The organism is Ruegeria sp. AL3, assembly GCF_056536065.1.
Map to the genome: position 1 here is coordinate 2,525,080 of NZ_JBQFJG010000001.1, position 21,045 is coordinate 2,546,124.

Consider the following 21,045-nt stretch of genomic DNA (forward strand, 5'->3'; position numbering starts at 1 on the left):
GAAGGCCGGATTTGACGACGGCGGATGTCGCATCAAATCGGTTCTGGCGCGGGATGGCGGAGTTGTCTCACAAGGTCGCAATCAGCCTGTACAGGGCAGCAACCCGACCGTGCTGGTACAGATGGAAGCCCTGCGCAAGGCGGGGCGTCAGAAAACCTGTTCCCGCATACCTCGCCATTGCCCAGTGCAATTTGTTCGCTTCCCATCGCTCAGTTCGGAACCCCGCGTCTCTTCGTCAACTCACGGAATTTCGCGCGCAAGGCAGGATTTTTGCGATCAAAGGGGAGTGGCCTGTTGTAGTGAACAACCCCGACCGCATCGCGTTGAAGCGACGATCTATTGAAAAAACCGATCCTTGAGCCGAAGAAACTGCGGGACGAAGTCTGGAATTAGGCGCCTTCCAGCGCTTGAATGATTCCCGAGAATTCAGACGCTTTCAGGCTGGCCCCGCCCACAAGTGCGCCATCGACGTTGGAAACTGAAAATATATCCGTCGCGTTGCCGGGTTTCACCGAGCCGCCATAAAGCAGGCGGACGGAGCGGCCCACGCCTTCGCCAAAGCGGCGCTCCAGCCGGGCGCGCATGAAGTCGTGAACGTCCCCGATTTCTTCCAGGGTGGGAACTTTGCCGGTGCCAATTGCCCAAATCGGTTCATATGCGACGATCAGGTTCTCGCCGGTCGACTGATCCGGGATCGACCCGGACATCTGGCCGCCGATGATGTCGAGCGTATTGGCCGCTTCGCGCTGCTCAAGGCTTTCACCGACGCAAATGATCGCCTTCAAACCTGCATCCATCGCTGCGCGCGCCTTGGCCCGCACATCTTCGTCATGTTCACCGTGGTCCACGCGGCGCTCGGAATGGCCCAGGATGACCGATGTTGCACCGGCATCCACCAGCATATCCGCACTGATATCTCCGGTATGCGCGCCTGATTTTGCCGCATGACAGTCCTGACCACCGACAGAGATGGCGGTGCCCTGAACGGCAATTGATGCGCGGCTGAGCAATGTTGCCGGCGGGCAAATCAGGATATCCACCGAGGCTGCCGGGTGGATCTGAGACAGCGCCTTCAACTCGGTCAACTCAGCGCCGGTCCCATTCATCTTCCAGTTTCCAGCCGCCAGCTTCTGCCGCATTTCGGTATCTCCCTGATCATCCGATGATTTTAGCATGCGGATAGCATTGTAAGGACCATCTTACAATTCTGCTCGCATGCTGATCCCGGGCGCAAACATCGAAGATCGGCCCGCATGCGACGTTCAAATGAAAAGGGATGAGGCGGGCTTAGCCTTGTTGGCCGATGCTTTCGTCGAATTTGATCGATTCTCCACAGCCGCAGGCGTCGACGACGTTCGGGTTCTTGAACTTAAAGCCGGATTCCAACAACGACACTTCGTAATCGATTTCGGTTCCGAACAGGAACATCTGAGCCATGGGCGCAATCATGATGCGCGCGCCATCCTGTTCGACGACTTCGTCATGAGGATCTGCGTGATCAACATACTCCATGGTATATTCCATGCCTGCACAGCCGCCTTTTTTGACGCCGATGCGCAAACCAGCGTGACCGCCTGATTTCATCAGGCGGGTAATCTGTTCTGCGGCTTTGGGCGTCATTGTCACAGCCTGTTTGCCGGGGATGCCGAACATGTAAATCTCCGTTGTCGCGCGTTACACCCAATCTAGGGGCCAAGGCTCTTTTGCTCAAGGCAATGTCGTGTAAAGAAATTGAATTCGCTGGAAAGCTTAGTGTTTCTGCGTCGCCGCTCTGCAAACTTGCTTTGATACGGGAGGCGGGGTTAGCATCGGTCTTATGACGTTTTGGAACCCCGTCCGAATAGATGGCATGACATGAAGTGGTAGAAATATGAATTATTTAGGGTCGAAAGTTAAAGTAGCTTTACTTGCGGCCGCACTTTTTTCCGTAAGCGTGTGCGCGATGTCCGACGAAGCTTGGGCGGCCACGGGATCCGAACGGCACCCGGTGAATTGTGCAACGGCGGAAGGGGATCTGCGCGCGATTGCATCGGAAAAGAAACATGCGGAAGACAAACAACTGGAAAGCATTGCCGCCATAACACCTGCCGGGGCTCTGTTGGGGCTGGTCACGGGAACCGAGCAAAAAAGGCTGCAAATGCTGTCAGGTGACTACGTCAAGCAACTGGATGCCAGAACGGCAGAGATCAAGGAAACCTGCAATCTGAATTGATCGTCGTTGTCGGAACAAAAAAGGACCGTTCTCGGGCAAGAACGGCCCATATTCTTGAGCTGGGAAGCGGGGGGCGGTCATGGCGTACCCAGCCCACGGCACCGCATACGCGACGGCCACCTTAAGATGATATCCGTCTGGAGTGTGACGGGGACTGCACGATAAGGTGACGAAAATGCCAAGTTTTCGTGACGGTTGGAAGGGCAAGTGCCTGATGGCTACATAAAGCCCAATTCCAGGCGCGCCTCATCCGACATCATTTCCATGCCCCAGGGCGGTTCCCAGGTCAGTTCGACATCGACTTCCTTGACGCCCGCAACAGGTTCAATCGCCTCGACAATCCAGCCAGGCATGTCGCCCGCGACCGGACACCCGGGTGCCGTCAGGGTCATGATGACCTTCACGGCGTTGTCCGGAGAAATGTCGATCGTATAGATCAGGCCCAGGTCATAGATGTTGACCGGAATTTCCGGATCGTAAACCGTGCGGCACGCTTCGACGACTGCCTCGTACAGCGGGTGTTCAATCGTTGACGGCGCAATCAGCGGGGTGCCTTCAAACTGTTCGCTCGGGTGGGTCATCTTTGCCTCGGGTCAGTTGCCTGAGTGATTATATAGGGAATACCTGCAACAGCGTCCAGTAGGGGCGTGACGCTCGGGTGAGCGTCACTGTGTCTTAGTCATTGATGTCATGCGTGAAGGTTTTGACCTGACCATGCGGCAAGGCAAAAAGCCGGCGCAGGACTAGCCATGCGATCAACGAAAGAACTGCGAAGATCAGCGCGATCACATGCAATGACAGTGTCAGACCGGGGATGACAAGGATGAGACCGGTGATCGCGGCCCCGATCGCAAAGCCCAAGAAGATGAATCCGGGCAGAACGATTTCCAGGATCCCCAGAGCCAGCGCGGCGGCCAGCCAGATCCACCAAGTCAGCCAAAAGGGATCAGCCATCATCTACCTCCTTTGAGCATTTTGAACGCGTCACCAAAGGCTTCGAGAGCATTGGCGGGCACAACTATGGTCTGCTTGCCGGAACCGTTGCCCAGTGCATTAAGGGCTTCAACCTGTTTCAACGCAACCTGATACTGCGCAGCCTCGATGCCATTGTCCTGAATGGCCTTGGCGACGACGCCTGTCGCGTATGCCTCGGCCTCGGCCTGAATGCGCCGCGCCTTGGCGGTTTGTTCCGCTGCGTACAGCTCGGCATCGGCGTGCAATTCGACGGCGCGTTTTTTGCCTTCGGCTTCGGTCACCTGCGCACGGCGGGCGCGTTCTGCGTTTAGCTGTTGCAGCATGGCATCGCGGGTGGCCTGATCCAGATTCACATCCAGAATCTCGGCCCGGGTCACTTCGATTCCCCAATCATCCACTGCTGTTTCAACGCTTTCCTGAATGCGTGTGATCAACTGTGCACGGTTCGACTGCACTTCGTCCAGATCCATCTTGCCGATCTCGGCACGAACGATACCGGCAACCGTGGTTGCAATCGCTCCATCAACGTCGCGGATACGATAGACCGTCTTTTCCGGTTCGAGAATTCGGTAGAAGACAGAGGTGTCGATTTGCACCAGCACGTTGTCCTTGGTGATCGCGTCTTGGGTCGCGTTCGGCAACTGGCGCTCGAGGATCGAGATCTTGTGGCGTGCAACGTCCAGTAACGGAACAATGAAATTGATGCCGGGGCCAAGCACCGAATGCAGGCGGCCAAACCGTTCAACCACGTATTTTTCGGATTGCGGAACGATCTTGATGCCCTTGAAAATAACGATGACCACCAGCACGGCGGCGAGCAGGTAAATAATGTTTGACGAAAGCAGTCCGATGATCTGATCTTCGGTCATTCTGTCCTCTTTTTATTGTGTACTATGGTATACATATATGGTTGAGTCGCTCGATTTCAACTCTGGTATGGAGGGAAAGCTGGCGGATGCAAACGCCTCACTACGGGAATTCAGCATTGAACCGAACTGTTGTGACTGCTTTGCATCCCGGCTTGTTTGCGGTATCGGGCGGGAATGAAACTGATAATCGATACAGACCCCGGCATCGACGATGCCATGGCGATTGCCTATGCCGCTGCTGCGCCTGAATTTGACCTGATCGGCCTGACCACGGTGTTCGGCAATACGCATGTTCATCAGTCCAGCCGCAATGCCCGTTTCCTGCTGGACAAGCTGGGCCTGGACCTTCCAGTGGCGGAAGGCGCGCCTTTCCCGTTGGGGGCTGACATGCACGTCCCATCGGACCATGTCCATGGTCCCGAAGGGTTTGGCGATCTGACCGAGATACCCGAGATCGGACGGAATCATGATCTTCCTGCCGCAGAGTTTCTGGCCGAGATGGCCCGGAAGCACAAAAACGAATTGGTCGTGTGTGCGGTCGGACCGCTGACCAACATTGCCAACGCCATGCGATTGGACCCGGAATTTGCCGGTAATCTCGGCCGGTTGGTGATCATGGGCGGTGCCGTCTACTGCAAGGGCAACGTTACCGACCATGCAGAAGCCAACATTTATCACGATGCGGTTGCCGCGGATGCGGTCTTTTCCGCACCGCCCGAGACCGTGCTGGTTGGTTTGGACGTTACCCTGAAAACACTTTACGAGACCGCGGATTTCGAGGCGCTGGCTCAAAAATCGCCCGGCATGGGATCTTTTCTGCGTGATATCTCTCGGTTTTATCTGAAATTCTATAAAGAAATCGGCGGATTGGAAGGGTGCGGTCTGCATGATTCAACCGCTGTGATCGCCTGTTCGCACGGGGCCATGTTCGACGTGGTCGAAACCGGGCTGCGTGTAGTGACGGAAGGCGACCGGATAGGTGCGACGCAACCTGACCGGGATCGTCCCGCAGTTCGTGTTTGTCGTGATGTGGATGGAGCGGGGGTCGTGCGTCTGTTTACTGACCGCGTTGCATCCTTGCCCTGACGGGTTGCAAAGACCGATCGGATCGGGCAAATCCTGCCCGGTTCGGCGATCCGAGGCGATAACATGATCCAGCAATTCTCTTTCAAGCTCAAGGCCACAGACGGCAAGGCGCGCACCGGTGTGATCAACACTCCGCGTGGCGAGGTGCGGACACCTGCCTTCATGCCAGTTGGTACCGCCGCGACGGTCAAGGCGATGATGCCGGAAAGCGTCCGGGCCACCGGGGCCGACATCCTGCTGGGCAACACCTATCACCTGATGCTGCGCCCCACCGCCGAACGGATTGACCGTTTGGGCGGGTTGCACAGGTTCATGAACTGGGACCGACCGATCCTGACGGACTCGGGGGGGTTTCAGGTCATGTCGCTGGCCGGCTTGCGCAAGCTGACCGAAAAAGGCGTGACCTTCAAATCCCATATTGATGGATCGAAGCACGAGCTGACGCCAGAAAGATCAATGGAAATTCAGCGCCTTCTGGGGTCCGACATCGTGATGTGCTTTGACGAGTGCCCTGCATTGCCTGCAAATCGCGACCGGATCGCCGAATCCATGCGTTTGTCGATGCGTTGGGCCGACAGGTCCCGTGACGCCTTTGGGGATCGTCCGGGGCATGCTCTGTTCGGAATCATGCAGGGTGGTCTCGAGCGGGACCTGCGGGAAGAAAGCGCCGAAGCGTTGAAGAAGATTGGTTTCGAAGGCTACGCCGTTGGCGGTCTGGCAGTGGGCGAGGGGCAAGAGGCCATGTTCGACTGTCTGGATTATGCGCCTGATTTCCTGCCCAAGGACAAGCCACGTTACCTGATGGGCGTTGGCAAACCGGATGACATAGTCGGAGCAGTGGCGCGTGGGATCGACATGATGGATTGCGTTCTGCCCTCGCGTTCGGGCCGTACCGGTCAGGTGTTCACGCGCCATGGCGTCGTGAACATCAAGAACGCGCGTCATGCGGACGATCCACGCCCGCTGGATGAAAACTGTTCTTGCCCGGCCTGTTCGAACTATTCACGTGCTTACCTGCACCATGTGTTTCGCGCCAACGAGATGATCTCGGGCATGTTGCTGACCTGGCACAACCTTCATTACTTTCAGGAAATCATGCAGGGCATGCGGGACGCGATCGCTGAAGGCTCATTTGAGGCGTGGCAGGCCGCGTTCCACGCGCAACGCGCGCAGGGCGATATCGAGCCCCTGTAACCTGTCCGTTCAGGTGACAATTGCGGGGTCTTCCGGTATTCTGAAACAACTTTATTCAAAGTTGTTTTTGTATGTGACCCGGAGAACTGTTGATGTCCCGCCTTTTCCTCGGCGCAGTCATTTTTTTGTACAAGCCCTGCAATTGCAGATGTCTGGACCTTTGAAACCCCATCCGAAAACACTCAGTGCTCGGTGGGCGAAGGCGCCGAGTCCTCGGACACTCGGTGCACGATCATAAAAAGATACGGCCCTCCGGCGTTGCCGCGCCCCGCGAACTGTCAATCTGACTGGGGGGCATGATTTTCAGATGTTCGACACCGGTCCCGTGGAAATGCTGTGCCAGCCGCTGAATCGGAACCGGGACGGATTTGACCGTGCGGAATACGGTGTCACCGGTCGGTTCGGAGGATTTACCTGCGCCTCTTCCACGAAAGGTCTGGAATGCCGCAACCTCGATGGCCGCGTTTTTTTTCTGTCCCGGGCGGTGCAGCAGGTGTTCTGATAGTGAATATGCGCATTGCATATGCATGTCGCACTAATTTCGGTGGATATGTTCCCGGGACATCTTGCAGTCCCGAAAACCTCGGTTCATGCTGCGACACGATACATGGCGGTAAGGTTGAAAAAGGGCGATGAGGCCCCACCTTTATCGTCCAAGACAGGAGATGGCCGGATGTTGCCTCGATGAGGGACAAGCGCCGTCTTGCCAACGATAAGGATAGAGCATGCAAGAGCCTCTGAATTCCTCATACCCCGTCCTGCCGCTGCGCGATATCGTGGTGTTCCCGCATATGATCGTGCCGCTTTTCGTGGGCCGAGACAAATCGGTACGCGCGCTGGAAGAGGTGATGCAGGATGACAAACAAATTCTGCTGTCCAGCCAGATCGATCCCGGCGTAGACGACCCGGATGAGGACGGTATCTACCGATCCGGTGTTCTGGCCAATGTGTTGCAGCTGCTGAAACTGCCCGACGGCACCGTCAAAGTGCTTGTCGAAGGGCAGGCGCGCGTGCAGATCACCGAGTTTCTTGAAAACGAATTGTTTTTCGAAGCACGGGCGGAATATCTGACCGAAATCCCGGGTGACGTCACCACGACCGAAGCCCTGTTGCGCACCGTTGCGGACGAGTTCGAGCGCTATGCCAAGGTGCGCAAGAACATCCCCGAAGAAGCGCTGACGGCCGTGGGTGAAACCACCGAGCCGGCAAAGCTGGCCGACCTTGTGTCGGGCCATCTGGGCATCGAGGTCGAACAAAAGCAGGACCTGCTGGAAACACTCAGCGTCAGCGAGCGGCTTGAAAAAGTTTATGGCCTGATGCAGGGCGAAATGTCGGTTCTGCAGGTCGAGAAAAAGATCAAGACCCGCGTCAAATCCCAGATGGAGAAGACCCAGCGCGAGTATTATCTGAATGAGCAGATGAAGGCCATTCAGAAAGAGCTTGGCGATGGCGAGGACGGCGCGAACGAGATCGCCGAACTGGAAGCCAAGATCGCCGAGACCAAGCTGTCGAAGGAAGCGCGCGAGAAGGCGGAAGGCGAGCTGAAGAAGCTCAAGAACATGTCGCCCATGTCAGCCGAAGCAACCGTGGTGCGCAATTATCTGGACTGGATTCTGTCTTTGCCGTGGGGCACCAAATCCCGCGTCAAAAAGGATCTGGGTCGTGCGCAGGATATTCTGGACGCCGATCACTATGGCCTTGAAAAGGTCAAGGAGCGGATCGTCGAATATCTCGCCGTTCAGCAACGTTCGAAAAAGCTGAAAGGCCCGATCCTGTGCCTTGTCGGCCCTCCGGGCGTGGGCAAGACCAGCTTAGGTAAATCGGTCGCCAAAGCCACGGGGCGCGAGTTCATTCGCATTAGCTTGGGTGGGGTGCGCGACGAATCCGAGATCCGCGGCCACCGCCGGACCTATATCGGTTCGATGCCCGGCAAGATCATTCAGGCGCTGAAAAAGGCGAAAACCACCAACCCGCTCATCCTGCTCGATGAAATTGACAAGATGGGGCAGGACTTCCGTGGTGACCCGGCCTCGGCGATGTTGGAAGTGTTGGACCCGGAACAGAACAACACATTCATGGACCACTACTTGGAGGTCGAATATGACCTGTCGAACGTGATGTTCCTGACCACGTCCAACAGCTACAACATGCCCGGGCCCTTGCTGGACCGGATGGAGATCATCCCACTAGCCGGCTATACCGAGGATGAAAAGCGCGAGATCGCCAAACAGCACCTGATCGCCAAGCAGGTCAAAAACCATGGTCTTAAAGCCAAGGAATTCGAACTGACCGATGAGGCGCTGCAAAAGATAATTCGCACCTATACCCGCGAGGCCGGTGTGCGGAACCTTGAACGTGAAATCGCCAAGGTTGCGCGGAAGTCGCTGACCAAGATTATCAAGAAAGAGGCGGACACTGTGACGGTGACGCCGGATAATCTGGATGAGTTCCTGGGTGTGCCCAAGTTCCGCTATGGTCTGGCCGAGCAGGACGACCAGATTGGTGTCGTGACCGGTCTGGCCTGGACCTCGGTCGGGGGCGATCTGTTGCATATCGAGGCGTTGAAACTGCCCGGCAAAGGTCGGATGAAGACGACAGGCAAGCTGGGCGATGTGATGAAAGAATCCATCGATGCGGCATCGTCATATGTGCGGTCGATTTCTCCCAAGATCGGAGTGAAGCCGCCTCAGTTCGACAAGATCGACATCCATGTGCACGTGCCCGATGGTGCAACGCCCAAGGATGGTCCGTCAGCGGGTCTGGCGATGGTGACATCGATTGTATCGGTTCTGACGGGCATTCCCGTACGCAAGGATATCGCCATGACAGGCGAGGTTTCGTTGCGGGGAAACGCAATGCCGATTGGCGGCTTGAAAGAGAAACTGCTGGCTGCGTTGCGCGGTGGTATCAAGACGGTCCTGATCCCAGAGGAAAACGAAAAGGACCTGGCGGATATCCCGGACAATGTGAAGGAAGGGCTGAAAATCATCCCGGTCAAGCACGTCTCGGAGGTTCTTGAGCACGCTCTGGTTCGTACACCGGAACCGATTGAGTGGGACGAAGCCGCCGAGGAGGCCGCCGCGGCCGCCGCAGCCTCGTCTGAAACGACCGGGCCATCGGCCACTGCGCACTAAGCAGATTGAGAGAATGAAAAAGGCGGGGCGAATGCCCTGCCTTTTTTACAATCCAATGACGGGTTGCTTTGCATCAAGTATTTCTTCTTCGGCTATGTATTCATTGAATTTTTTCGATGGCAGCGCCGAGCGGACGGCAAGAACAAAAATGATCGACGAAAACAGGATACAAAGCAGAAGGTCCCACCCAAACGGGATCTGTTTCAACGATCCGGCTCCGAATTGCCCAAGGAATGAGATCAGCCCAAGGCCTGAGAAATAAGGCACAAGCCACAGGGCCTCGGTAACGTCCATTTCATCCAAACGTCCCCGGAACCGGATCAGCAACAGAATTTTCCCGACAATCAGCGCAATGCCAAGCCGCCAGACCGTGTCCCATCCGCTCCAATAGACGATCAGCGTGGCGATGGTGAAAGCGGACAGCGCGACAAGACGCACGGCCGGTATTCGGATCGATCTGGGATGATCTGGCATAAGGTTTCTCAGGCAAACCACGGCGATGGGCCCGACGGCAAATGACAAGACGATGGCCGCACCGTTCAAGGCAATGACGGTGGTAAAGGGTACTGTCAGCAGGAAAACCGTTCCGATCACAAAGTTCAGCCCCAGCGCCCACAGTGGAACCCCGAAAGACGATAAAACCTGCAACCGTCTGGGCAGGAACCCGTTTTTTGAAAGGGCGAGGGCGATACGGGCGTTCGACCCGGTTGCGACCAGCCCGTTTCCAAAAGGGCCTATCACGGATCCGACATTCAGCAGGCTCAGAAACCAGACCAGCCCAACGGACATGATGATGGCGTCCAGTGGTCCTTCACCCCCAAAACTCAACTGTGCCCATCCTTTGGACAGCATGGATGGGTCCAGCGCACCGATGAAGGCCACTTGCAAGCCAAGGTAGATGACGGCGCACAGAACTATCGACAACACCAATGCGGCCGGAATTGCAAATTTTGGATTTCGAACTTCGCCAGCCATATCAACTACATGGCGAAAGCCGATGAATGAAAAAATAACGCCCCCGGTGGAAACGGCGGCCATGATACCCTGCGCGCCGTAGGGCGCAAAACCATCGGGCTGTGTGAAGTTCTCGGTGTTGAACTGGCTTGCGACAAGCAGAACGGACAGGACAACTGGTATGGCGATCTTGGCCCAGGTCAGCGCAGCATTGACGCGCGTGAAGAACTTAACCCCAAGCGCATTCACCGCGACGAACAGCAGCATGAAAACCAGCGCGACGAAAATACCCGCCCCGGTTAAATCACCTGTCTCGGCCGTATGCAGCCAAGGCGCATACGGCGCCAGGTACTTCAACATGGCCTCGACTTCGATGGGCGCTGTGGTGTTGTAGCCGATCCAGGCAGTCCATCCCATCGCCATCGAAACGATGTTGCCATGCGAAAACTGAGGCACGCGCGCGATCCCTCCGGGAATGGGCAGCATGGCGGAAATCTCTGCGAAGGTGATGGCCAAAATGAACATGGCAACCGCGCCGATAATCCACGAGATCGTAGCCGCGGGCCCTGCATGCTGAACGGCCAGAAGGGGGCCGAATAACCAGCCCGAACCGATGATTCCTCCGACTGAAATGAAGGTCAGTCCCAGAAGGCCAATGTCGCGCTTCAACCCCGTCATGGTGACCTCAGCGTTTGCGTGTGGCCTGTTGTCAGGCCAAATAGGACACGATAGCCGTGGAACGCGCGACGTGGCAAGCCCGCTGGCTCCAAGCGAAAATCCGGAAAGGGGGTGGTGGGTGATAAGAGATTTGAACTCCTGACATCTTCGATGTGAACGAAGCGCTCTACCACTGAGCTAATCACCCATGACATGCGGTCATATCTTCCGCGGGGGTGCACTGCAAGGGAAATTGAACAATTCGCGCGGGCAAAAAACAGCGGGCAAACAAAAAATTGGATTCTGACAAAAAACTTCAAAACGCCGCTTGACGCTGCCCGACCGTGGCCATAATACACCCAAACGTTCAGCAATGAACATGCAGCGGGCGGTTGTAGCTCAGTTGGTTAGAGTACCGGCCTGTCACGCCGGGGGTCGCGGGTTCGAGCCCCGTCAACCGCGCCATCGCTGCCTACCTTGGTCCAGGACAAAGGCCATGAAATAGATGCGCGGTTGTAGCTCAGTTGGTTAGAGTACCGGCCTGTCACGCCGGGGGTCGCGGGTTCGAGCCCCGTCAACCGCGCCATTTTCCCCTTAAAATCATAAGTTCGCCAGATAGCCAGGCATTGAGCTGTTCGATTCCATGCCCATCGTTTGATTTGGTCGGCGAAAACCTATACGTTCACTAAATGTTCTAACTTTTCTGTTGGAGACTCGGGCAAGCTCGCCTATCTCTAAACCACTTGTTTGTTGGGGGCCGGAAATGGCTGAGCTGAAGAATATAGAGGTGCGCGGCGCGCGCGAGCATAACCTTAAAGGCATCGATGTCGATATCCCTCGGGATCAGTTGGTGGTGATCACTGGGCTGTCCGGTTCGGGCAAGTCGTCGCTGGCGTTCGACACGATTTATGCCGAAGGTCAGCGCCGTTATGTCGAAAGCCTGTCCGCCTATGCGCGGCAGTTTCTCGACATGATGGAAAAGCCTGATGTTGACCATATCAGTGGACTGTCTCCGGCGATCTCCATTGAACAGAAAACGACCTCGAAGAACCCGCGTTCGACTGTGGGGACCGTCACCGAGATCTATGACTATCTGCGTCTGCTCTTTGCCCGCGCAGGCACGCCGTACAGCCCGGCCACCGGCCAGCCGATCGAGGCGCAACAGGTGCAGGACATGGTCGACCGCATCATGGCGATGGAGGAGGGCACGCGGGGGTATCTGCTGGCTCCGATCGTGCGCGACCGCAAAGGTGAGTACCGGAAGGAATTTCTGGAACTGCGCAAGCAGGGGTTCCAGCGCGTGAAGGTGGATGGTGAGTTCCACGAGCTGGATCAGCCCCCGACATTGGACAAGAAGTTCCGTCACGATATCGACGTTGTGGTTGACCGCCTGGTTGTTCGTGAAGGCATGGAAACGCGTTTGGCCGATAGCCTGCGCACCGCTCTGGATCTGGCGGACGGAATCGCGATTCTGGAAACCGCCCCACGAGAAGGAGAGCCGGAACGAATTACCTTCAGCGAGAATTTTGCCTGCCCGGTCAGTGGTTTCACTATCCCCGAGATTGAACCGCGCCTGTTTTCGTTCAATGCGCCATTCGGAGCCTGCCCGGATTGTGACGGCTTGGGGGTCGAGCTGTTCTTTGACGAGCGTCTCGTGGTGCCGGATCAGACGCTGAAATTGTATGACGGGGCCCTGGCGCCGTGGAGGAAAGGCAAGTCGCCGTATTTCCTTCAGACCATCGAGGCCATCGCGCGTCATTATGAGTTTGACAAGAACACGCCCTGGAAAGACCTGCCCAGCAAAGTGCAGCAGGTGTTCCTGCGGGGCTCGGGCGATGAGGAGATCCAGTTCCGCTATGACGAGGGCGGACGCGTGTACCAGGTGACACGCAGCTTCGAAGGCGTGATTCCGAATATGGAACGGCGTTATCGCGAAACGGATAGCGCGTGGATACGCGAGGAATTCGAACGGTACCAAAACAACCGCCCGTGCGGCACCTGCGAAGGGTATCGTCTGCGCGCCGAAGCCTTGGCCGTGAAGATCGCGGGACTGCATGTCGGTCAGGTGGTGCAAATGTCCATCCGCGAAGCGCTTGCCTGGATCGAGGATGCTCCGAACCATCTGAGCGCTCAGAAGAATGAGATCGCCCGGGCCATTCTGAAGGAAATCCGCGAGCGGCTGGGATTCCTGAATAATGTTGGTTTGGAATACCTTACGCTGTCTCGTTCAAGTGGAACCCTGTCAGGCGGCGAAAGTCAGCGCATTCGTCTGGCAAGCCAGATCGGATCAGGCCTGACCGGGGTGCTTTACGTATTGGACGAGCCCTCGATCGGCTTGCACCAGCGTGACAATGACCGGTTGCTTGGTACGCTCAAGAATCTGCGGGATCAGGGCAACACCGTGATTGTTGTCGAACATGACGAGGAAGCCATCCGCGAAGCCGATTATGTGTTCGACATTGGCCCCGGTGCGGGTGTGCATGGCGGGCAGGTGGTCAGCCACGGCACGCCCGAGCAGATCGCTGCGGACGCGGCCTCGATCACGGGGCAGTATCTGTCGGGCGTACGCGAGATTCCAGTGCCCGCCGAGCGGCGCAAGGGGAACAAGAAAAAGGTAACGGTCGTAAAGGCTTCGGGTAACAACCTCAAAGACGTGACGGCCGAGTTTCCCTTGGGCAAGTTCGTTTGTGTCGCGGGGGTATCTGGTGGCGGTAAATCGACCCTGACGATTGAGACGTTGTTCAAGACCGCGTCGATGCGCCTGAATGGCGCGCGTCAAACGCCTGCGCCGTGTGAGACCATCAAGGGTTTGGAGCATCTGGACAAGGTCATCGATATCGACCAGCGCCCGATCGGGCGGACTCCGCGATCGAATCCGGCAACCTATACCGGGGCCTTCACCCCGATCCGCGACTGGTTCGCCGGTCTGCCCGAGGCTAAGGCACGCGGGTACAAACCCGGTCGCTTCAGCTTTAACGTCAAAGGCGGGCGGTGCGAGGCATGTCAGGGTGACGGTGTCATCAAGATCGAGATGCACTTTCTGCCTGATGTCTACGTGACTTGCGAAACCTGCAAAGGCGCGCGGTACAACCGCGAAACGCTTGAGATCAAGTTCAAGGGCAAGTCCATTGCGGATGTGCTTGATATGACGGTGGAAGATGCGCAGGAGTTCTTCAAGGCCGTGCCCTCAATCCGGGACAAGATGGACGCCCTTGCGCGTGTTGGTCTTGGCTATATCAAGGTGGGTCAACAAGCCACGACGTTGTCAGGTGGCGAGGCGCAGCGGGTAAAGCTGTCAAAGGAACTGTCGAAGCGTTCAACCGGACGTACTCTTTATATTCTCGACGAACCGACAACAGGCCTGCATTTCGAAGATGTACGCAAGCTGTTGGAAGTGCTGCATGAATTGGTCGACCAGGGCAATACCGTCGTGGTGATCGAACATAATCTGGATGTGGTCAAAACCGCGGATCATATCATCGACATTGGACCTGAAGGTGGTGATGGCGGTGGCGAAATCGTCGCCACCGGAACACCGGAAGACATAGTCGATGTTGAACGCAGCCACACCGGGCGATACCTGAAGTCGATGCTGAAAGGCGCGCGCGTCGCGGCAGAATAACTGCCCAGACGCGGCCTCAGTTCAGAATGTCTGCGATCGCGCCGATCAGGTTCAGGACTTTGCGCGTCTCGGGGTCGACCCGGTACACGTAATCACCTGCACGGACATATGAATAGTTTCGGTTCAACCCATAGCGATAGGGGTCATTGATCCAACGGTAGTCGTTGGTAATGAAGTCTCCATCTCGGTAGATTTTCCTAGCCTGACCAGGCGGCACACAGGGAACGGATTTCTTGGCCAGACCCGGAGGGCAATGCCCGGCCTTGTTCTTTGCCGCCGCGGCAACCGGGGAAAGGGCCAAAGCCGCCAGAGTTGCCGTCGTCACCAAGAATCTCGTCATGTCGCCTTCCTTTGCGATTTGGCCAGCCGGGGCCATTTGTTCATGACTGCCTAGATGGTCACTTGCCCAATATCTGTCAAATCGTTGGGCAAGATGCCGCCAGTTGTCTTATTCACGTCCGCGTTTTTCGAACCGTGGCAACATGGCACTGAAATCGCGTCCCTTGCCGTCTTCGGTCTCGACGAATTGCTCGTAAAGAGCAGTCGCGGCCTGTCCCATCGGTGTATCCGCATCCGCACTGGTTGCGGCCTGTTGGCTGAGGCGCAGGTCCTTCAGCATCAACTCGGCTGCAAATCCAGGAGTATAGTCATTGTCGGCTGGGCTTTGCGGGCCAACGCCCGGGGCAGGGCAATAGGCGTTCATTGTCCAGCTGTATCCGGATGAGGTGCTTACCACATCGAACATCTTTTGGCGGTCCAGACCCAGTTTGTCGGCCAGGGCAAAGGCCTCGCACGTGGCGATCATGGTCACTCCGAGGATCATGTTGTTGCAGATCTTGGCGGCTTGGCCGGCTCCGGCTTCGCCGCAGTGAACCGCTTTCTGCCCCATGATGTCGAACAGAGGAGCCGCCTTTGCAAATGCGTCGTCTGACCCGCCGGCCATGAATGTCAGGGTGCCACCTGCCGCGCCGCCGACACCCCCCGAAACCGGAGCGTCCACGAACAGCAGACCGGCGCCGCTGGCCTGTTCCGCGACTGCGCGTGCACTGTCCACGTCAACTGTCGAGCAATCGATCAGCACGGCACCCTTCGCCATGGCGGGAATGATCTGATCTGCAACGGCCCGCAGGATGGCGCCATTCGGCAGCATGGTTATGACTGCATCGGCAGAGGCGACGGCTTCTGTCGCGGTATCGGCTTGAGTCACCCCGTCAACGACAACACCGGCCGTGTCGAATCCGAGAACCTGATGGCCAGCCTTTGCCAGGTTGGCCGCCATGGGCGCCCCCATGTTTCCCAGCCCTATGAACCCGATCTGCATCTCTCAGTCCTCCTCGAATGTCAGGGTGTCCGCACCCAATGGCTGCAACATTTTCGAGACGGCCACCAGGGGGACGTCCGTATCGGAAAACTGCCAGTTCGGGTTGCGGTCTTTGTCTATGATCTGCGCGCGGATACCTTCCAGAAAATCACCATGCTCCATCGCCCGGTGGGTAAAGCGGTATTCCATCTCCAACGCGCGCCGCATGGTCAGAGAGGGGCCACGCAGACGGTGCAGCATCTCGATCGTGCAGGCCACGGAAAGCGGCGCGTTTTTCATTATTTTTTCCAGAGTTTTGTCTGCAAATTCCTGATCGTCATTGCGCAGGCTGATCAGGATGTCGCCCAGAGTTTCACCGGAAAAATGTTTGTCGATTTCCGTCAGCACCCCTGCCAATTCACCATTGGGTGGTGTTTCGGCATGTTCGGCCACCAGTTTCGCATTTCCAGACGCTTCCAGAATTTCGATCAGATCAGACCATTGCGATTGCGGGATGAAATGGTCGGCAAACCCCGCAAAGATCGCGTCCGCAGGCCCCATCCTGAAGCCCGTAGTCCCAAGGAATTCACCCAGCCGCCCCAGTGCGAGGGCCAGCATCAGTGACCCGCCGACATCCGGAATCAAGCCAATCGAGCATTCGGGCATGGCAATCCTGGAGCTTTCTCCGACGACACGGTGGCTGCCATGGCAGCCGATGCCGACACCCCCGCCCATGGTAAACCCCTGAAGAAAACTGATGACAGGTTTGGGATATTCGAAGATCAGGGCATTCAGACGATATTCGTCCCGCCAGAACTTCTGACCATACGCATAATCTTCTTTGGTGCCCGTTTCATAAAGTTCGGCGATGTCGCCCCCTGCACAAAAGGCTTTTTCCCCCTCGGCGTCCAGAACGATCAGGTCAACGGCATCGTCTTCCCGCCAGTTGCGCATCGCCGTGTCGATGGCCATGCACATGTCATAGCTCAACGCGTTCAGCGCTTGGGGACGGGTGAGGGTGATGCGACCGGCACGGCCTGTGGTGCGGATTTCAATGTCTGACATCGGGGCCTCAGCGATTGGCGAGCATTTGACGCGCGACGATCACGCGCATAATCTCGTTCGTGCCTTCCAAAATCTGATGCACGCGAAGATCGCGCACAAGCTTTTCGATGCCGTAATCCGCAAGATATCCGTACCCGCCATGCAGTTGCAGGCACTGATCCACCACCTTCGACCCGGTTTCGGTTACGAATTTCTTCGCCATCGCACAGAATTTCGTGGCATCGGGCGCGCCGTTGTCCAGTTTCCACGCCGCCTGACGCAGGAAGGTGCGTGCCGCCTGTAATTCGATCTCCATATCCGCCAGACGGAACTGAAGGGCCTGGAACTGATCGATGGATTGGCCGAACGCCTTGCGCTCGGACATGTATTGCAGGGTCATATCCAGCCCGGCCTGAGCAGCCCCAAGAGAACAGGCCGCGATATTGAGACGTCCGCCATCGAGGCCCATCATCGCGTATTTGAAGCCGTCGCCTTCGGTGCCCACGAGGTTGCCAGCGGGAATTTTGCAGTCGTCGAATTGAACCTGCGCAGTGGGTTGGCTTTTCCAGCCCATTTTCTGTTCCAGCGCCCCAAAGCTGAGCCCCGGCGTGCCGTCCTCGACATAGACGGTCGAGATCCCCTTGGGCCCGTCCTGACCGGTGCGTACCATGCAAACATAGGCATCCGAATAGCCACCGCCCGAGATGAACGCCTTGGTACCGTTCAACGTATATCCTTCGTTGGTGCGTTCGGCGCGGGTTTTCAAGGCCGCCGCGTCAGAGCCGGAACCGGGCTCGGTCAGGCAATAGCTCAGAACCGTATTCAGGCTCAGAACATCCGGCATGATGCGCGCCTTTAGGTCATCATCCGCGAAATTGTCCAACATCTTGGCGCACATGTTGTGGATCGACAGGAAGGCGGCGACTGAGGGGCAGGCCATCGACAGCGCCTCGAAAACCAGCGTGGCATCTAGGCGGGTCAGATTTGACCCTCCGCTTTCCTCGGATACGTAAAGCGCGCCGAAACCAAGCTCGCCTATCTGGGGCCACAAGGTTTTGGGAATGGTTCCGTCCGCCTCCCACTGGCGCGCAAAGGGGGCGATGTTTTCCTGCCCGAACGCGTGCGCCATGTCGAATATGGCTGTTTGCTCCTCGCTGAGTGCGAAATCCATGACGCTCCCTCCCGTCGGCAATGAATTGAACGGTTGTTTATTTCTGAATTCTTACAGAAATTTTGCAGGCGCAACAATGAGTCGGTTGAAACGGGTCGCAAGCCGGAAACGTTCAGAGATCGGCGTGAAATTCCTCGATCAGGTGGCGCACGACGGCTTGGCCGGGATCATCACCGCGCGCTGATGCCTCGGCATGAATACGGCGTTGGCGCGTGGCGGAAGTGCCGTTTTCAGCAATCTGCCTGAGCTGTGCAAGCTCGGTCATCGTGCCAAGTGCTTCGGTGTCTTCTGCCAACAACCCCATGAGGTCGCCGATCAGTTCAGACATGGGTTTGACTGACCGGTCGCCGAAATCGATCAGCCCTTCACCCACTCCGTAGCGCTGTGCGCGCCAGCGGTTTTCACCGATCAGAAAACGATCATATTGCCGCCAGCGCAGGTTGCGGTCTTTCAGGCGGCACAGCATCCGGGTCAAGGCCTGCACCAGCGCCGCCAACGACAACGTGTGCTCCAGCCGGGGCTGAACATCCATGATCCGTGTTTCCAAAGTCGGGAAACGATGCGAAGGGCGCAGATCCCACCAGATCTTGGTGGTGTCTTCTATGACGCCAAGCTCGACCAGAATACCCGTGGTCCGTTCATACTCGCTCCAACTGGCAAAAACTGGCGGCAGCCCGGTGCGGGGCAGGTTGTCGAACACCGTCAGCCGGTATGAAGACAGGCCGGTATCCTCGCCGTTCCAGTAAGGCGAAGAAGTGGACAGCGCCAGAAGATGAGGAAGAAAGTATGACAGTTGCGGCATTAGATCGGCACGCAGGGCAGGGTCCTCGACCCCGACATGTACATGCATCCCGCAGATCAGCATCCGCCGGGCAACGCCGCCCAATGCATGTTGCAGCGCGTCATACCGTTCTTTCCGGGTGTGGTGTTGATCCTTCCAGTTGGCGAACGGGTGGCACGAGACGGCGATAGGGGACAGGTTGTATTCGGCGGCCCGTTTCGAAACGCATGACCGCAGCCGCTTCAGGTCTTCGCGCGCCGAAGCGACCGTGGCGTGTGGTCTGGTTCCAACCTCGATTTGACATTGCAGGAACTCGGGGCTGACCTGACCTTCGAAATCGCTTTGGCAGGCCGCCATCAGCGCTTCGGGGGCTTCGGACAATTGCAGGCTGTCACGATCCACCAACAGGTATTCTTCTTCGATCCCGAGTGTAAATTCCTGCTGCATGGGGCCCCTCACAGTTGTCCGTTCCATCAGTGAATACGGAAATTTACGTTTTGCCAAGGGTTTGACAGGCTTGCCCTTGCAGAGAAACGGTTCGCAACGGTAAGGAACATTGCATCACAGATCGCGGAGCCAGCGCCTTGAAACCCAGAAAATTCCCGAAGATCAATGCCGCCCTTGAAGAATTGGGGGTGAAATTGGTCGACAGAGTTACGGAACAGGATGAACGGGCGCGGCTGGAAGCCTTCGAAGCGGCGGGTGGGTTGACGCGCCCCGCTTATGCTTTGTCGCCAGGGATGGAGGGGTTCGACATCTCTCAACTTGTGGCGGAATACGAGCGTCACAAAACTGCCCTGGAGGCGCTGAAAGATCCCGCACGCAATCAGACCGGTTATCGTACCGGCAATGGTTACTATGACAGCCCGGATGCGGATGCATTGTATCTGATGATCCGCCGCTTTCAGCCCAAACGCGTGATAGAGGTCGGATGCGGCAATTCCACCCGTGTGACCCGTCAGGCAATCATCGATGGCAATCTGGATACCACCATTACCGCGATTGATCCGTACCCTCGCGCCGATATTGCCCATGTGGTCGACCGGTTCGAACAAAAACGTCTTGAAGAAACTGACCCGGCGCTATTCGCAGAGCTGGAGGCCGGAGACATTCTGTTCATCGACTCCAGCCATGTTGTGCGGATGAGCAACGATGTCGCACATCTGTTCTGCCGCATTATACCGTCGCTGAATCCCGGGGTGGTGATCCACGTTCACGATGTTTTTTTGCCCTACGAGTATCCCAAGCGCTTCTTCTATGATTGCCCAGGCTGGGGAGAGCAGTACGTATTGCACAGCTTGCTGCAATCTGGCGCGTATTCAATGCTTTGGCCGGGGTATTACCTGCAACAGGATCGGCCTGATGCCGTTGTTGCCTTGCCGTTCCTGGCCGAGGGGCGGGCGCAAAGCATCTGGGTGCAGCTCAAAGAAAACTGAAACCAAAGTGATCCATTGCGGCAAAAGGTCCGTAACCCTTTCCATAACACGCTGGAGAGGAGAAGACAGCTATGTTCCGTCGTACATTCATGGGCGCAGCCGCCGCACTTGCTTTTGCTATGCCGCTCAAAGCTCAGGCCGCTGATATCGTCGACACCGCCGTTGCCGCCGGGTCGTTCAATACTCTGGTGGCCGCCGTTCAGGCTGCAGGCTTGGTTGACACCCTGAAAGGGGATGGTCCGTTCACGGTATTTGCACCCACAGACGAAGCCTTTGCTGCGCTTCCTGAAGGCACTGTCGAGACGCTTTTGAAACCAGAAAACAAGGATCAACTGGTCGCGATTCTGACCTATCACGTGGTACCGGCCAAGGTTATGTCTGGAGATATCGCCGGCAAACGCGCCAAGGTTCTGACTGTTCAGGGCGACCGGCTGAGCGTCAACGCCAAAAACGGCGTGAAAGTGAACGACGCCAAGGTCGTACAGGCCGACATTGAAGCCAGCAATGGCGTCATCCACGTCGTCGACGCGGTAATCCTGCCGGAATAAATGCCGTCTTCCGAAGACAAGAAAGCCCCGGCGACCGACCGGGGCTTTTGCGTTTCAGAGAG

Annotated in this window: 19 protein-coding genes and 3 tRNA genes; 10 read left to right on the plus strand and 12 right to left on the minus strand. The window is 57.0% G+C overall.

Translation table 11 applies throughout. The features are described from left to right. Positions 1-389 precede the first annotated feature (389 nt). Both tpiA and ACR3E6_RS12745 read right to left on the minus strand, forming a co-directional pair. A complete protein-coding gene (gene tpiA, locus ACR3E6_RS12740; RefSeq protein ID WP_480487432.1) occupies positions 390-1,139 on the minus strand; it encodes a triose-phosphate isomerase in 750 nt (249 codons plus the stop codon). 148 nt (positions 1,140-1,287) lie between these two features. Beyond that, positions 1,288-1,653, minus strand: coding sequence for a HesB/IscA family protein (locus ACR3E6_RS12745; protein ID WP_171632773.1), 366 nt, complete (start codon positions 1,651-1,653; stop codon positions 1,288-1,290). 289 nt (positions 1,654-1,942) lie between these two features. On the opposite strand from ACR3E6_RS12745, the gene ACR3E6_RS12750 reads away from it, so the two are divergent. Further along, a complete protein-coding gene (locus ACR3E6_RS12750) occupies positions 1,943-2,212 on the plus strand; it encodes a hypothetical protein (RefSeq protein ID WP_245217979.1) in 270 nt (89 codons plus the stop codon). A 218-nt stretch (positions 2,213-2,430) separates the two neighbouring features. Here the strand turns inward: ACR3E6_RS12750 and ACR3E6_RS12755 are convergent, their stop codons facing one another. From ACR3E6_RS12755 to ACR3E6_RS12765, 3 genes are all read right to left on the minus strand, one after another. Continuing rightward, positions 2,431-2,793 (minus strand): SUF system Fe-S cluster assembly protein, encoded by a 363-nt coding sequence (locus ACR3E6_RS12755; protein ID WP_152457849.1) that lies wholly within the window; start codon positions 2,791-2,793, stop codon positions 2,431-2,433. A 94-nt stretch (positions 2,794-2,887) separates the two neighbouring features. Further along, positions 2,888-3,166 carry an NfeD family protein gene (locus ACR3E6_RS12760; RefSeq protein WP_171168340.1) on the minus strand — a complete coding sequence of 93 codons (279 nt, stop codon included), beginning with the start codon at positions 3,164-3,166 and terminating at the stop codon, positions 2,888-2,890. Then, on the minus strand, positions 3,166-4,056 hold the full coding sequence (locus tag ACR3E6_RS12765; RefSeq protein WP_171723352.1) for an SPFH domain-containing protein: 891 nt from the start codon (positions 4,054-4,056) through the stop codon (positions 3,166-3,168). The genes ACR3E6_RS12760 and ACR3E6_RS12765 overlap by 1 nt, the downstream gene beginning before the upstream one ends. A gap of 174 nt (positions 4,057-4,230) precedes the next feature. Here ACR3E6_RS12765 and ACR3E6_RS12770 point away from each other — a divergent pair, with 174 nt between their 5' ends. The 4 genes from ACR3E6_RS12770 (at position 4,231) to lon (ending at position 9,470) form a co-directional block, all read left to right on the plus strand. Next, positions 4,231-5,142 carry a nucleoside hydrolase gene (locus tag ACR3E6_RS12770; RefSeq protein ID WP_480487435.1) on the plus strand — a complete coding sequence of 304 codons (912 nt, stop codon included), beginning with the start codon at positions 4,231-4,233 and terminating at the stop codon, positions 5,140-5,142. 63 nt (positions 5,143-5,205) lie between these two features. Further along, entirely contained in the window at positions 5,206-6,336 is a 1,131-nt protein-coding gene (gene tgt, locus ACR3E6_RS12775; RefSeq protein ID WP_210092300.1) for a tRNA guanosine(34) transglycosylase Tgt, read from the plus strand. Positions 6,337-6,643: 307 nt separating this feature from the next. Beyond that, entirely contained in the window at positions 6,644-6,838 is a 195-nt protein-coding gene (locus ACR3E6_RS12780; protein WP_480487437.1) for a hypothetical protein, read from the plus strand. 223 nt (positions 6,839-7,061) lie between these two features. Continuing rightward, the gene (gene lon, locus ACR3E6_RS12785; protein ID WP_171632762.1) at positions 7,062-9,470 is read left to right on the plus strand and encodes an endopeptidase La; all 2,409 of its coding nucleotides are present in this window, start codon (positions 7,062-7,064) and stop codon (positions 9,468-9,470) included. A gap of 45 nt (positions 9,471-9,515) precedes the next feature. On the opposite strand, the gene ACR3E6_RS12790 is transcribed toward lon, so the two are convergent. Together ACR3E6_RS12790 and ACR3E6_RS12795 are read right to left on the minus strand one after the other, a co-directional pair. Continuing rightward, positions 9,516-11,102, minus strand: a complete 1,587-nt coding sequence (locus tag ACR3E6_RS12790; protein WP_480487439.1) for an APC family permease — start codon at positions 11,100-11,102, stop codon at positions 9,516-9,518. A gap of 112 nt (positions 11,103-11,214) precedes the next feature. Next, positions 11,215-11,289 (minus strand) — tRNA-Val (locus ACR3E6_RS12795). A 180-nt stretch (positions 11,290-11,469) separates the two neighbouring features. On the opposite strand from ACR3E6_RS12795, the gene ACR3E6_RS12800 reads away from it, so the two are divergent. From ACR3E6_RS12800 to uvrA, 3 genes are all read left to right on the plus strand, one after another. Then, positions 11,470-11,546, plus strand: a tRNA-Asp gene (locus ACR3E6_RS12800). A 44-nt stretch (positions 11,547-11,590) separates the two neighbouring features. Then, positions 11,591-11,667, plus strand: a tRNA-Asp gene (locus ACR3E6_RS12805). A 177-nt stretch (positions 11,668-11,844) separates the two neighbouring features. Further along, positions 11,845-14,703 carry an excinuclease ABC subunit UvrA gene (gene uvrA, locus ACR3E6_RS12810; protein ID WP_480487441.1) on the plus strand — a complete coding sequence of 953 codons (2,859 nt, stop codon included), beginning with the start codon at positions 11,845-11,847 and terminating at the stop codon, positions 14,701-14,703. Between the two features lie 16 nt (positions 14,704-14,719). On the opposite strand, the gene ACR3E6_RS12815 is transcribed toward uvrA, so the two are convergent. The 5 genes from ACR3E6_RS12815 to ACR3E6_RS12835 all read right to left on the minus strand — a co-directional run bounded on the left by ACR3E6_RS12815 (position 14,720) and on the right by ACR3E6_RS12835 (position 19,446). Beyond that, positions 14,720-15,043, minus strand: coding sequence for a hypothetical protein (locus tag ACR3E6_RS12815; protein ID WP_480487443.1), 324 nt, complete (start codon positions 15,041-15,043; stop codon positions 14,720-14,722). A 108-nt stretch (positions 15,044-15,151) separates the two neighbouring features. Continuing rightward, positions 15,152-16,024 carry a 3-hydroxyisobutyrate dehydrogenase gene (gene mmsB / locus ACR3E6_RS12820; protein ID WP_480487445.1) on the minus strand — a complete coding sequence of 291 codons (873 nt, stop codon included), beginning with the start codon at positions 16,022-16,024 and terminating at the stop codon, positions 15,152-15,154. A gap of 3 nt (positions 16,025-16,027) precedes the next feature. Next, positions 16,028-17,068 (minus strand): enoyl-CoA hydratase/isomerase family protein, encoded by a 1,041-nt coding sequence (locus ACR3E6_RS12825; RefSeq protein WP_480487446.1) that lies wholly within the window; start codon positions 17,066-17,068, stop codon positions 16,028-16,030. Between the two features lie 7 nt (positions 17,069-17,075). Continuing rightward, positions 17,076-18,218, minus strand: a complete 1,143-nt coding sequence (locus ACR3E6_RS12830; protein ID WP_171632745.1) for an acyl-CoA dehydrogenase family protein — start codon at positions 18,216-18,218, stop codon at positions 17,076-17,078. Positions 18,219-18,330: 112 nt separating this feature from the next. Beyond that, positions 18,331-19,446, minus strand: a complete 1,116-nt coding sequence (locus ACR3E6_RS12835) for a carboxylate-amine ligase (RefSeq protein WP_480487448.1) — start codon at positions 19,444-19,446, stop codon at positions 18,331-18,333. Between the two features lie 137 nt (positions 19,447-19,583). Between ACR3E6_RS12835 and ACR3E6_RS12840 the strand changes: the two genes are divergently transcribed. Further along, complete coding sequence (locus ACR3E6_RS12840) at positions 19,584-20,435, plus strand: class I SAM-dependent methyltransferase (protein WP_480487450.1); 852 nt, start codon at positions 19,584-19,586, stop codon at positions 20,433-20,435. Between the two features lie 71 nt (positions 20,436-20,506). After that, positions 20,507-20,983, plus strand: a complete 477-nt coding sequence (locus tag ACR3E6_RS12845) for a fasciclin domain-containing protein (protein ID WP_152457864.1) — start codon at positions 20,507-20,509, stop codon at positions 20,981-20,983. The last annotated feature ends 62 nt before the right edge of the window (positions 20,984-21,045 follow it).